Here is a 12,473-nt window from a genome sequence, read left to right as displayed (position 1 = left end):
TGAGTAGCATTATTGGCAGAGCCAACTTATTGCTGACCACCTCCATAGGAGGTGGTGTTCATGCAAATATAAAAAAAAAGCGCGTAAGCGCTTTTTTTATAACCGGCCCTGCCCTTTAAGCCACTCTCTTAACAAGAAGAGTGCGCTGACATTGCGGGCCTCGTGGAAATCAGGCTCTTCCAGCAAGTCCATCAAGTGTGCCAGCGGCCAGCGCACCTGCGGCAATGGCTCTGGCTCATCACCGGGCAGCGATTCAGGATATAAATCCTCGGCAACCAGAATATTCATTTTGCTGGAGAAGTAAGACGGGGCCATGCTGAGTTTTTTGAGGAACGTCAGTTCCTTTGCGCCAAAACCCACCTCTTCTTTGAGCTCGCGGTTAGCCGCCTCGTACATATTTTCACCGGGATCGATCAATCCTTTCGAAAATCCCAGCTCATAAGATTCAGTACCCACAGCATATTCGCGAATAAGGATGATATGATCGTCTACAATTGGCACAATCATTACCGCTTCACGCGATGAGGGACGCATACGTTCGTAAACACGACGTACACCGTTACTGAATTCCAGGTCCACGCTTTCAACGTTAAAAAGTCGTGAAGAGGCGACGGTTTCAACGTTAAGAATGGTGGGTTTTTGCAATGATTCGCTCATTATTATCGGTCTTTCCAGAGAATACTGGCATTATTGTGCGACATGCGACACTGTTTCGGCAATGTCCTTCGCGCCTCATTTACATTCCTGTAACTTACCAGAAGCTATTTCCCAAATAAACTCAAAAGTCAAGAGGTTGAAATAAAACTAAGAATTTGCTGATATTCGTTTTGTTGCGGCTTTGCTAAGATTTGCATGTTGTCAGGCGCTCACATATAAGACTAACGATTTGCCCGATAACGCTCCAGCCATATTCATAGAATTTACGGGAAAGGGTGCAACTGACTACACCTGCTAGTAAAAGTAAGATGGGGAAAGCATGAGCACCATTTTGATTTATTTCGCTGCTATGCTGGCCTGCGCATGCCTTGTCGGGTGGTTTTACAGAATGCGATCGCAAAGGCGATACCGTCTGCCACATCTGCAAGCTTTCGTCGGTGCAACAACCCGCAAATTAACTCCTGATGAGCGCAGCGCTGTTGAAAGCTATCTGGAATCGCTTTCCCGTACCCGTCAGGCACCCGGTCCGACCGGCGCAACCGCGGCGCCGATCTCCCTCACACTCAACGCACAAAGCAATACCGTCATCAGCGTAACCCGGGCGATTACCCGCTACGGCATTACCACCGATGCCCCAAACAAATGGCGCTACTATCTCGATTCTGTCGAAGTCCATCTGCCGCCGTTCTGGGAGCAGTACATTAATGACGAAAACAGCGTTGAGCTTATCCGCACCGACTCACTGCCTTTGGTCATTTCGCTCAATGGCCACGCATTGAATGAGTACCGTCCGGAAGAACACAGCCTGATGCCGGAACAGGTTTCGTCATTGCACTCCGCCATTCGCGGTGAAGAGACGGAACAAATTGAGCTGCTCAATATTCGCCATGAAACGGTGGAAGAATACGCGCTGAGCCGCCCGGATGGCATGCGTGAAGCCTTGCTGATCGCCACCTCGTTTTTACTGTTCTTTTTCTGCCTGATGACGCCAGACGTATTTGCCCCCTGGCTTGCCGGGGCCGCAATCATGCTGCTGGCGGACGGGCTTTGGGGCGTCTTTGCACCGCCCGCGCAAAATGCACTGCGCGAAATCCACTGTCTGCGCGGAACCCCTAAACGCTGGGGGCTCTTTGGCGAAAACAACCAGGAACAGATCAACAATATTTCCTTAGGGATTATCGATCTTATCTACCCGCGCCACTGGCAGCCGTTCATCGCCCAGGACCTGGGGCAGCAAAGCGATATTGATATTTACCTCGACCGCCATGTCGTGCGTCAGGGGCGTTTCTTATCGCTGCATGACGAGGTCAAGAATTTCCCCCTCCAGCACTGGGTGCGCAGCGCCGTGATTTCCGCCGGCGCGCTGCTGGTCCTGATCATGCTGCTGATGTGGGTGCCGCTGGATATGCCTATCAAATTTACCCTTTCGTGGATTAAAGGTGCCCAGACCATCGAAGCGACGAAAGTGAACCAGCTTGAAGAAGCCGGGCTACGCATCGGTGACTCGCTGAAAATTCGCGGTACCGGCATGTGCAGCATCCATTCATCAAGCAACTGGACCTCGCGCCAAAGCTCGCCATTTGCGCCGTTCGACTGCTCGCAAATTATCTGGAACGACGCGCCGCCGCTGCCACTGCCGGAATCAGAGACCGTCACCAAAGCGACCGCGCTGGTTGAAGCTGTTAATCGCCAGCTACACCCTAAACAGGAAGACGATTCCCGCGTCAGCCCGGCACTGCGCACCGCGATTCAGAAATCCGGGATGGTCTTGCTGGATGATTTTTCCGAGATTGTGCTAAAAACACAGGATCTGTGTTCGGCCGATGATGACTGCCTGCGGCTTAAAAACGCGCTGGTCAATCTGGGGAACAGCAAGGACTGGGATACACTGACGGCCCGCGCCAGTACAGGGAAACTCACCGGTGTGAATGTGTTGTTGCGCCCGGTCAGCGCGGAATCGCTGGATAATCTGGTCACCACCTCCACCGCGCCGTTTATCCAGCGCGAAACCACCCGTGCGGCCCAGGCTCTTAACAGCCCGGCCCCTGGCGGCTTCCTGATTATCAGCGAAGAAGGCAGCGAACTGGTGGATCAGCCCTACCCGGCCGTCGCGTTATACGATTACCCGGCAGCAGATCAATGGGGTGAGTTCCAGCGTCTGGCAGAAATGCTGATGCAAACTCCGTTCAGTGCCGAGGGCATCATCACCAATATTTCGACTGACGCCAATGGCACTCGCCATGTCAGCCTGCACCGGATGCCGGACAGCTCAACCGGGCTCTGGCGCTACATCAGTACCGCATTTCTGCTGCTGGCAATGGTTATCTGCTGCATTTATAACGGTGTCCAGGCGCTGCGCCGCTACCACCGAAACCGCACGCGTCTGGCTGAAATTCAGCAATACTACGAAAACTGCCTGAATCCTGGGCTCATCCCCGCACCTGATAGCCTGACCTGATAAATGTCACGCGCGCCAGCTATGTTAACCTGTCGCGCATCTTTATTTCTGGCTGGAGTTTCCTATGCATTTTGATATCGACTGGCAGAACGTGGATACCGTTCTGCTGGACATGGACGGTACGCTGCTCGATCTCGCCTTTGATAACTATTTCTGGCAAAAACTGGTGCCAGAAACATTTGGCGAGAAGCAGGGCCTCACGCCAGATGAGGCCCAGGCCGTCCTGCGTCAGGAATATCACGCCGTGCAGCATACGCTAAACTGGTATTGTCTGGATTACTGGAGCGAGCGTTTAGGGCTGGATATCTGCGCGATGACCACGCAGCAGGGGCCACGCGCCGTGCTGCGTGAAGATACCGTCCCTTTTCTTGAGGCACTGCAAAAAAGCGGTAAACGGCGCATTCTGCTGACCAATGCCCATCCGCATAATCTCGCGGTGAAACTTGAGCACACGGGTCTGGCATCACACCTTGATTTATTGCTTTCCACCCACACATTTGGTTATCCGAAAGAGGATCAGCGTTTGTGGCAGGCCGTCGCGCAAGAGACAGGCCTGAACGCCGAAAGAACGCTGTTCATTGATGACAGCGAGCCCATTCTGGATGCCGCCGCAAAATTTGGCATTCGTTACTGCCTGGGCGTAACCAACCCGGACTCGGGCCTGGCGGAGAAAAGCTATCTGCGCCATCCTGGCATGAACGATTACCGTCACCTGATTCCCTCACTGAGCGTGAAGGAGGGATAATGAAAGAACAGTCAACACCCGATGTTCGCCTCGATAAATGGTTGTGGGCTGCGCGCTTTTATAAAACACGCGCGCTGGCTCGCGAAATGATTGAGGGCGGCAAGGTGCATTACAACGGTCAGCGCAGCAAGCCGAGTAAAATCGTCGAACTGAACGCCACTCTGACGCTCAGGCAGGGCAATGACGAACGTACGGTGATTATTAAAGCCATCACCGAACAACGCCGCCCTGCCACCGAAGCCGTCGAACTGTATGAAGAGACGGCGGAAAGCGTAGCGAAGCGCGAAAAAATGGCGCTGGCACGGAAGATGAATGCGCTTACAATGCCGCACCCCGACAGGCGACCGGATAAAAAAGAACGCCGCGACCTGATGAAATTTAAATACGGTGACAGCGAGTAACGCGCACCCGCAAGAGAGAAAACTATGGCTCAACATGACCAATTACACCGTTACCTGTTCGAAAACTATGCCGTGCGTGGCGAGCTGGTAACCGTCTCCGAAACCTGGAAGCAGATCCTGGAAAACCATAGCTATCCGCAGCCAGTAAAAACCATCCTCGGTGAATTGCTGGTCGCCACCAGCCTGCTGACTGCCACCCTGAAATTTGCGGGCGACATTACCGTTCAGTTGCAGGGCGATGGCCCGATGAGCCTGGCCGTCATCAACGGCAACAACCGTCAGCAGATGCGCGGTGTCGCGCGCGTGCAGGGCGACGTTGCCGAAGATGCAGACCTGAAAACGCTGGTTGGCAATGGCTACCTGGTCATTACCATCACGCCAGAAGAAGGTGAGCGTTATCAGGGTGTTGTGGGTCTGGAAGGCGATACGCTGGCGACCTGCCTGGAAGATTATTTCCTGCGTTCCGAACAGTTGCCAACCCGCCTGTTCATCCGCACGGGCGATGTGGATGGCGCCCCGGCCGCAGGCGGCATGCTGCTGCAGGTTTTACCGGCTCAGGAAACGCAGACGGTGGATTTTGAACACCTGGCAACCCTGACTGAAACGATCAAAGCAGAAGAGCTCCTTACGCTTCCGGCGCAGGATGTTTTGTGGCGCTTGTACCACGAAGAAGAAGTCACCCTGTACGACCCGCAGGAGGTGGAATTCAAGTGTACCTGTTCCCGTGAACGCTGTGCTGATGCGTTAAAAACCCTGCCAGATGAAGAAGTTGACAGCATCATTGCCGAAGAAGGCGAGATCGACATGCATTGCGATTACTGCGGTAATCACTATCTGTTCAATGCTATGGATATTGCTGAAATCCGCAATAACGCCTCCCCTGCCGACCCGCAAGTGCATTAATTACTGCCGAAATTGTCAGCAAAAGCGCCACCTTATGGGTGGCGCTTTTGCATAGCACGTCACGTTTCCGCTAAAATGTTTTATGAAAGTCTTACGTAATTTACTTTCATGAAAGCGATTACAGTCACAAAGCAACCGTTAAAAATATCGCTTTATGTCGCTTTAATAACATTTTCCCGATTATTCTAGCTATTATTGCCAGAAACCGTGTCGCCACGTGACCCATGTCACAGTGTTTTCCGCGACATGGGGTTTGTCGAGATAAGTAAATCTATGAGCCCCGTCGCGGTCAGGGAATGAGCAACAACCCTACAATTTCAGGCAGTACATATTGGCTAAGGAGTAGTGACATGCGCGTTAACGATTTAACCCCGCAAGATCTCAAGGCTTATGGTATCAACGATGTTCAGGATATCGTCTACAACCCCGACTACGATACGCTGTATCAGGAAGAGCTCCGTCCAGACCTGGAAGGATACGAGCGTGGCGTGTTGACGAATGCTGGTGCTGTCGCCGTCGACACCGGTATTTTCACCGGCCGTTCGCCGAAAGATAAGTACATTGTCCGTGATGACATCACCCGTGACACCGTCTGGTGGTCTGATAAAGGCAAAGGCAAGAACGACAACAAACCGCTCTCGCCAGAAATCTGGCAGCACCTGAAAGGCCTGGTGACACAACAGCTCTCCGGTAAACGTCTGTTTATTATCGATGCGTTCTGTGGCGCAAACCCGGATACCCGTCTTTCCGTTCGCTTTGTCACCGAAGTCGCCTGGCAGGCGCACTTTGTGAAAAATATGTTCATCCGTCCAACCAACGAAGAACTCGCTGATTTTAAACCTGATTTTATCGTCATGAACGGGGCGAAATGCACCAACCCGTTATGGAAAGAGCAGGGAATGAACTCAGAGAACTTCGTGGCGTTCAATCTGACCGAACGCATTCAACTGATTGGCGGCACCTGGTACGGCGGTGAAATGAAAAAAGGGATGTTCTCAATGATGAACTACCTGCTGCCGCTGAAAGGGATTGCATCGATGCACTGCTCGGCAAACGTCGGCGAGAAAGGCGATGTGGCTATCTTCTTCGGGCTGTCCGGCACCGGGAAAACCACCCTGTCGACCGACCCGAAACGCCGCCTGATTGGTGATGACGAACATGGCTGGGACGACGACGGCGTCTTCAACTTCGAGGGCGGTTGCTACGCCAAAACCATCAGGCTGTCTGAGGAAGCAGAACCGGATATTTTCCACGCCATCCGCCGCGATGCCCTGCTGGAAAACGTCAGCGTACGCGCCGACGGCAGCATCGATTATGACGATGCTTCGAAGACCGAAAACACCCGTGTGTCGTATCCGATCTACCACATCGACAACATCGTTAAGCCGGTGTCAAAAGCCGGGCATGCAACAAAAGTCATCTTCCTGACCGCAGACGCATTTGGCGTACTACCACCGGTTTCCCGTCTTACCGCCAACCAGACGCAGTACCACTTCCTGTCCGGGTTTACGGCAAAACTGGCGGGTACCGAGCGCGGCGTCACCGAGCCTACACCGACCTTCTCTGCCTGCTTTGGTGCCGCATTCCTGTCGCTGCACCCCACGCAGTACGCAGAAGTGCTGGTGAAACGCATGCAGGCCGTTGGCGCGCAGGCCTATCTGGTGAATACAGGCTGGAACGGCACCGGCAAGCGCATCTCCATTAAGGATACGCGGGCGATTATCGATGCGATTCTGGATGGTGAGCTGGATAATGCCGAAACCTTCACCCTGCCGATGTTTAATCTGGCGATCCCAACCGCGTTGACCGGCGTAGAGACGAAAATTCTCGACCCGCGCAATACTTACGCATCGCCGGAACAGTGGCAGGAGAAGGCAACTCAGTTGGCAAAACTGTTCGTCAGTAACTTTGAGAAGTACACGGATACCGCTGCGGGCGCCGCGCTGGTGAGCGCAGGGCCGAAGCTGTAATTTTCCAACACAAGACAAACAAAACCCGCCGGAAGGCGGGTTTTTTGTTAACTCTCTTTGCTCTGTGTGGTCACTCGCGTAAGCGGAACCGGTAGCCAGGCGCGTATCGACAGCCCGCCCCGCTCGCTGGTCCCCAGCTCAAGCAAGCCGTTGTGGTTATCGACAATACGCTGAACAATCGCCAGCCCAAGCCCGGTGCCGCTGGTGCTACGCGCACTGTCGCCACGGACAAACGGCTGGAACAGATGTTTACGCTGCTCTGGCTTGATGCCAGGGCCATCATCCTCTACCTGGAACCAGGCGCGATTAAGCTCCGTACCGCTACTGACCTTGATCCAGCCATTACCGTAGCGGGCCGCGTTCACCACCATGTTGGCAACCGCACGCTTAATGGAAAGCGGATGCATGCGAACCATAATTTCACTGTCGTTCAGCGCCGTATCGATTTCGCGCTCATAGCCACTTTCGGCAGCCACCACTTCGCCCAGCACCGCGTTCAGCTCGGCGATTTCCATCGGCATCTCCTGCCCGGTGCGCAGGTAGTCGATAAACTGCTCGATGATGGCATTGCACTCCTCGATATCTTTATTGATCGACTCGGCAAGGTAACCATCTTCTTCGGCCATCATCTCAGTGGCCAGGCGAATACGGGTCAGCGGGGTACGCAAATCGTGGCTCACCCCGGCCATCAGCAGCGTACGGTCATCCGCCAGTTGCTTCACGCCTGAGGCCATCTGGTTAAAGGCGCGGGTCACCGAACGCACTTCGGAGGCACCGTACTCACGCAACGGCGGTGGAATATGTCCTTTCCCCACTTTCAGCGCGGCATGTTCCAGGTCGACCAGCGGTCGGTTCTGTATTCGGATAAACAGCCATGCGCCCCCTATCGCCAGCAGCATGATAGCCAGCGTATAGCGGAACAGCGGGGAGAAGTCGCCCTGATGAATTTCCGTCAGGGGCACGCGTACCCAGATATTGGGCGACAGCCAGGTTTTCAACCAGACGACCGGCGAGCTTTTGTTGACCTCAACGCGCACTTCCGTTGGGCCGCCCAATTGCTGCGCCATCTGCTGGCTTAAAAACTCATAATGCTGCGCCCAACGCAGGCCTGCGTCTTCAGCGGCTTCGTTGGAATAGAGCGAGATGCCGAGTTCGCGATAGATTTCACGGCGAAAAGCCGGTGGCACCACCAGCTGCGTGCCGTCCTCCAGTTGCAGTTTATCGGTCATCAGCATACGAACTTCGTAGGCAAGCACCTTATTAAACTGCTGGAGGCTGGGCAAAATCGCGAAATTCAGCACCACGAGGTAGGTCGTTACAAGGCTGACGAACAGCAATGTGACGATCAACAACAGCGTGCGGGCAAAAGAACTGCGCGGTGAGAAGCGCATTCGCCTCATGCTTTAGAACCGTCCGGCACAAAGACGTAGCCCAGACCCCAAACGGTCTGAATATAGCGTGGGTGAGCCGGGTCCTGTTCAACCATGCGACGCAGGCGGGAGATTTGCACGTCGATAGAACGCTCCATCGCGGAGTATTCACGACCACGGGCGAGGTTCATCAGCTTATCGCGCGACAGCGGCTCACGCGGGTGGCTCACCAGCGCTTTCAGCACGGCGAACTCACCGCTGGTTAGCGGCATCGGCTCATCTTCACGGAACATCTCGCGGGTACCGAGGTTCAGCTTGAACTTACCAAATGCGATAACCGCTTCTTCCTGAGACGGCGCGCCCGGCAGTTCATTTGCCTGACGACGCAGTACCGCACGGATACGTGCCAGCAGTTCACGCGGGTTGAACGGTTTTGGAATGTAATCATCAGCACCGATTTCCAGGCCAACGATACGGTCAACTTCTTCCCCCTTCGCCGTCACCATAATGATCGGCATCGGGTTACTCTGACTGCGCAGGCGGCGACAGATGGACAGGCCATCTTCACCCGGCAGCATTAAGTCGAGAACCATCAAGTGGAATGATTCGCGGGTCAGCAGACGATCCATTTGCTCCGCGTTAGCGACGCTACGAACCTGGAAGCCCTGCTCGGTAAGATAACGCTCGAGCAGCGCGCGCAGGCGCATATCGTCATCCACTACCAGAATCTTATAATTCTCTTGCATTGTTTTTACTCCCAAAGGTTCCGACAATTATGAGTGCGTATTCTAAAAAAGTGCGCGTCCAGGACCAGCTAAATCTGGTATAAATTCTAGTCGAAATTGTTACAAAGCATATTTAACAGCAGCTTATATGCATATTCCATCACATAAATGATGATTAATCCGCACCTTAAGGGTCGGTGATTTGTAAAGAAATCAGAAAAAAAATAAGGTCCACAAAATGAAAACGCCCCTGATCACCCGAGAAGGCTACGACAAGCTGAAACAGGAACTGGATTATCTCTGGCGTCAGGAGCGCCCGGAAGTCACCAAAAAAGTCACCTGGGCGGCAAGTCTCGGCGACCGTAGCGAAAATGCCGACTACCAGTACAACAAAAAACGCCTGCGTGAGATAGACCGGCGCGTTCGCTATCTGACAAAGTGCCTGGAAAACCTGAAAATTGTCGATTACTCCCCGCAGCAGGAAGGCAAAGTCTTCTTCGGCGCCTGGGTGGAGATTGAAAATGATGATGGCAACACCTTACGCTTTCGCATCGTGGGTTACGACGAGATTTTTGGCCGTAAAGACTACATCTCCATCGATTCGCCAATGGCGCGTGCGCTACTGAAAAAAGAGGTCGGCGATGTCGCGCTGGTGCAGACGCCCGGCGGCGAGGCCACCTGGTACGTCAATGAAATCGAGTATGTGAAATAAGCACCAGGAACAATCCGGGAGCCCCCGGCGCGACTGGCATTTTTCTGTGTCAGTCCGTATAACTATCCCCTGATTTTGTTCAGAAGATGATATTGAAATGATGAATGATTCGCTCTGCCGCATTATTGCGGGTGAACTTCAGGCAAGGTCCGAACAGGTAGAAGCTGCCGTTCGCCTGCTTGATGAAGGGAACACCGTGCCGTTTATCGCGCGTTATCGTAAAGAAGTCACCGGCGGTCTGGATGACACGCAGCTGCGTAATCTGGAAACCCGCCTGAGTTATCTGCGTGAACTGGAAGACCGCCGTCAGACGATCCTCAAGTCCATCGGCGAGCAGGGTAAATTGACCGAGGCGCTGGAAAACGCCATCAACGGTACGTTGAGCAAAACCGAACTCGAAGACCTCTATCTGCCGTACAAACAAAAACGCCGTACGCGTGGCCAAATCGCCATCGAAGCTGGCCTGGAGCCGCTGGCCGAGCTGCTGTGGAACGAACCGTCCCACGACCCGGACAGCGAAGCCGCGAAATACATTGATGCAGATAAAGGCGTAGCCGACAGCAAAGCAGCTCTGGATGGCGCACGCTACATCCTGATGGAACGCTTTGCCGAAGACGCTCAGCTGCTGGCAAAAGTGCGTGATTATCTGTGGAAGAACGCCCATCTGGTGGCCACGGTCGTCAGCGGCAAAGAAGAGGAAGGCGCGAAATTCCGCGACTATTTCGATCACCACGAACCGATTTCCACCGTGCCGTCACACCGCGCACTGGCTATGTTCCGTGGCCGCAACGAAGGCGTACTGCAGCTTTCCCTGAATGCCGATCCGCAGTTCGATGAGCCGCCCAAAGAGAGCCACTGCGAGCAAATTATTATCAACCACCTCGGCCTGCGTCTGAACAACGCACCGGCTGACAGCTGGCGCAAAGGCGTGGTCAGCTGGACGTGGCGTATCAAGGTGCTGATGCACCTCGAAACCGAACTGATGGGCACCGTGCGTGAGCGTGCGGAAGACGAAGCGATCAACGTCTTCGCCCGTAACCTGCACGATCTGCTGATGGCCGCGCCTGCTGGCCTGCGGGCCACCATGGGTCTCGATCCGGGTCTGCGCACCGGCGTGAAAGTCGCCGTTGTCGATGGCACCGGCAAACTGGTCGCCACCGATACCATTTACCCGCATACCGGTCAGGCAGCCAAAGCCGCGGTGGCGGTCGCTGCGCTGTGTGAAAAACACAACGTTGAACTGGTGGCCATCGGTAACGGCACCGCCTCACGCGAGACGGAACGCTTCTATCTCGACGTGCAGAAACAGTTCCCGAAAGTGATCGGCCAGAAAGTGATCGTCAGCGAAGCCGGTGCGTCGGTGTACTCTGCGTCCGAACTGGCCGCACTGGAGTTCCCGGATCTGGACGTTTCCCTGCGTGGCGCGGTGTCGATCGCCCGTCGTTTGCAGGATCCGTTGGCTGAGCTGGTGAAAATCGATCCGAAATCCATTGGGGTTGGCCAGTATCAGCACGACGTCAGCCAGACGCAGCTGGCGCGTAAGCTGGATGCCGTAGTCGAAGACTGCGTGAACGCCGTTGGCGTGGATCTCAACACCGCCTCTGTGCCGCTGCTGACGCGCGTTGCCGGTTTAACCCGCATGATGGCGCAGAATATCGTCGCCTGGCGTGATGAAAACGGTCAGTTCCAGAACCGCCAGCAGCTGTTAAAAGTGAGCCGTCTGGGGCCAAAAGCCTTTGAACAGTGCGCGGGCTTCCTGCGTATCAACCATGGCGATAACCCGCTGGATGCCTCCACCGTGCACCCGGAAGCATACCCTGTCGTGGAGCGCATTCTGGCCGCAACTCAGCAGGCGCTGAAAGATCTGATGGGTGACAACAGCGCACTGCGCAACCTGAAAGCGGTAGACTTCACCGACGAACAGTTTGGCGTGCCAACCGTTACCGACATCATTAAAGAGCTGGAAAAACCGGGCCGCGACCCGCGCCCGGAGTTCAAAACCGCGCAGTTCGCTGACGGTGTTGTAACGATGAATGATCTGCTGCCGGGCATGGTACTGGAAGGTGCCGTCACCAACGTCACCAACTTCGGCGCGTTTGTCGATATCGGCGTGCATCAGGATGGTCTGGTGCACATCTCTTCACTGGCCGATAAATTTGTCGAAGATCCACATACCGTGGTGAAAGCCGGCGATATCGTCAAAGTGAAAGTGCTGGAAGTGGACCTGCCGCGTAAACGTATTGCGCTGACCATGCGCCTTGATGAGCAGCCGGGAGAGAGCAATTCACGCCGGGGTAACGGTGGTAATCGCGACGCAGGCAACCGCCCTGCCGCGCGCCCGGCCAAACCACGTGGACGTGATGCGCAGCCTGCGGGCAACAGCGCCATGATGGACGCGCTGGCTGCCGCCATGGGCAAAAAACGCTAAGCCATTTGCCCTCTCCTTCGGGAGAGGGCGCGAATTCAGATAATAAGTGCAACGCTCGGACATGATTGTGGAGAGTGTAGGAGGAAGGGTTAACTACCGATAAG

10 protein-coding genes are annotated in these 12,473 nt (G+C 54.6%); 7 read left to right on the top strand and 3 right to left on the bottom strand.

Going from position 1 to position 12,473, the window contains the following annotated elements; genetic code table 11:
• Positions 1 to 96 precede the first annotated feature (96 nt).
• The gene (gene nudE / locus ACSZPU_RS18155) at positions 97 to 657 is read right to left on the bottom strand and encodes an ADP compounds hydrolase NudE (protein ID WP_499001600.1); all 561 of its coding nucleotides are present in this window, start codon (positions 655 to 657) and stop codon (positions 97 to 99) included.
• 319 nt (positions 658 to 976) lie between these two features.
• Between nudE and ACSZPU_RS18150 the strand changes: the two genes are divergently transcribed.
• The 5 genes from ACSZPU_RS18150 to pckA all read left to right on the top strand — a co-directional run bounded on the left by ACSZPU_RS18150 (position 977) and on the right by pckA (position 7,134).
• Positions 977 to 3,115, top strand: coding sequence for an intracellular growth attenuator family protein (locus ACSZPU_RS18150; RefSeq protein WP_499001598.1), 2,139 nt, complete (start codon positions 977 to 979; stop codon positions 3,113 to 3,115).
• Positions 3,116 to 3,179: 64 nt separating this feature from the next.
• Positions 3,180 to 3,860 carry a GMP/IMP nucleotidase gene (gene yrfG / locus ACSZPU_RS18145; protein ID WP_499001596.1) on the top strand — a complete coding sequence of 227 codons (681 nt, stop codon included), beginning with the start codon at positions 3,180 to 3,182 and terminating at the stop codon, positions 3,858 to 3,860.
• Entirely contained in the window at positions 3,860 to 4,261 is a 402-nt protein-coding gene (gene hslR, locus ACSZPU_RS18140) for a ribosome-associated heat shock protein Hsp15 (protein ID WP_499001593.1), read from the top strand. The genes yrfG and hslR overlap by 1 nt, the downstream gene beginning before the upstream one ends.
• Before the next feature lie 24 nt (positions 4,262 to 4,285).
• Positions 4,286 to 5,164: an Hsp33 family molecular chaperone HslO gene (gene hslO, locus ACSZPU_RS18135; RefSeq protein ID WP_499001590.1), complete on the top strand. Its 879-nt coding sequence runs from the start codon at positions 4,286 to 4,288 to the stop codon at positions 5,162 to 5,164.
• Between the two features lie 350 nt (positions 5,165 to 5,514).
• On the top strand, positions 5,515 to 7,134 hold the full coding sequence (gene pckA, locus ACSZPU_RS18130; RefSeq protein WP_499001588.1) for a phosphoenolpyruvate carboxykinase (ATP): 1,620 nt from the start codon (positions 5,515 to 5,517) through the stop codon (positions 7,132 to 7,134).
• A gap of 47 nt (positions 7,135 to 7,181) precedes the next feature.
• Here pckA and envZ read toward each other — a convergent pair whose 3' ends face one another.
• Both envZ and ompR read right to left on the bottom strand, forming a co-directional pair.
• A complete protein-coding gene (gene envZ / locus ACSZPU_RS18125; RefSeq protein WP_499001585.1) occupies positions 7,182 to 8,534 on the bottom strand; it encodes a two-component system sensor histidine kinase EnvZ in 1,353 nt (450 codons plus the stop codon).
• Positions 8,531 to 9,250 carry an osmolarity response regulator transcription factor OmpR gene (ompR, locus tag ACSZPU_RS18120; RefSeq protein WP_499001583.1) on the bottom strand — a complete coding sequence of 240 codons (720 nt, stop codon included), beginning with the start codon at positions 9,248 to 9,250 and terminating at the stop codon, positions 8,531 to 8,533. Before ompR ends, envZ begins: the two co-directional genes overlap by 4 nt.
• Before the next feature lie 217 nt (positions 9,251 to 9,467).
• Between ompR and greB the strand changes: the two genes are divergently transcribed.
• Both greB and ACSZPU_RS18110 read left to right on the top strand, forming a co-directional pair.
• Positions 9,468 to 9,941, top strand: a complete 474-nt coding sequence (gene greB, locus ACSZPU_RS18115) for a transcription elongation factor GreB (protein ID WP_499001581.1) — start codon at positions 9,468 to 9,470, stop codon at positions 9,939 to 9,941.
• 97 nt (positions 9,942 to 10,038) lie between these two features.
• The gene (locus ACSZPU_RS18110; RefSeq protein WP_499001578.1) at positions 10,039 to 12,369 is read left to right on the top strand and encodes a Tex family protein; all 2,331 of its coding nucleotides are present in this window, start codon (positions 10,039 to 10,041) and stop codon (positions 12,367 to 12,369) included.
• The last annotated feature ends 104 nt before the right edge of the window (positions 12,370 to 12,473 follow it).

The sequence above is a fragment of the Phytobacter sp. V69 genome (assembly GCF_965644215.1).
GTDB lineage: Bacteria > Pseudomonadota > Gammaproteobacteria > Enterobacterales > Enterobacteriaceae > Phytobacter.
The sequence above is the reverse complement of the archived record's forward strand: the minus strand, read 5'-3'. Positions and strand labels throughout refer to the sequence as shown.